Origin of the sequence: Secundilactobacillus pentosiphilus, assembly GCF_002217985.1 — a bacterium.
Taxonomy (GTDB): Bacteria; Bacillota; Bacilli; order Lactobacillales; family Lactobacillaceae; genus Secundilactobacillus; species Secundilactobacillus pentosiphilus.
Map to the genome: position 1 here is coordinate 1 of NZ_BCMI01000061.1, position 813 is coordinate 813.

1 protein-coding gene is annotated in these 813 nt (G+C 42.1%); it reads left to right on the top strand.

Features of this window, described 5'->3' with window-relative positions; all coding sequences use genetic code 11:
• Window positions 1-697 (top strand): transposase (locus CES81_RS13040; RefSeq protein ID WP_145993360.1); only part of this gene is annotated, 697 nt, incomplete at its 5' end.
• Between the last annotated feature and the right edge of the window lie 116 nt (window positions 698-813).

Below are 813 nucleotides of genomic sequence, written 5' to 3' on the forward strand. Positions count from 1 at the left end.
CCCACATCCTGATTTTGTTAAAGGCTTGTCGCGGACGCGACTTAAAAATCAGCTCATTGCTAATACCGATAAAAATCTATCTAAAGCTAAAGGACTTAAGTATGCAGGAAAATTACTCGAATTCACGCGACTTAGCTATCCGGCTGCGAATGCTGACAGTATTCAAGTGGAAGAAGTTCGCTACTATTGCCGACAGTTGATGGCATTGACCCAAGAAAAAGCCACGCTGATCAATCAACTTAAGTCACTTGCCCAACCACTGCCAGCCTTTGATATCTACACTTCTATGCCAGGCATTGGCGACCTGACGGCTGCCCAATTACTTGGTGAACTCGGTGATATTACACGGTTTGATAATGCTAATCAGATCAACGCCTTTATTGGAATTGATTTAAATCGTTATCAATCTGGTGGTTATCAGCGACAGGATCATATTAATAAGCGTGGCGATCCATACGGTAGAGCGTTAGTTTACATGCTTGTTCGCAATATGATTCGTCAAAAAGCAGCTGCACCCAACCACATTGTCGATTATTATTATCGATTAAAAAAACGACCCATCCCGAAAAGGGATAAGGTCGCTGTAGTTGCCTGCATGAACCGGACACTGAAATGTCTTTACGCTATGGTCTTAACAGGCACAAAGTATCATTACGATACGCGGACTCGAAGTCCATTAATTAACACGGAGTCTTAAGCTCCGACAACTGTATAATAGTCCAATCCACACTCATTTTAAAGGTAATGTAGTGAGGCCTATTTAGTTTACTTAAAATTTGGTGACCGCTTGCAGCCCCCTAATATGGATTATAG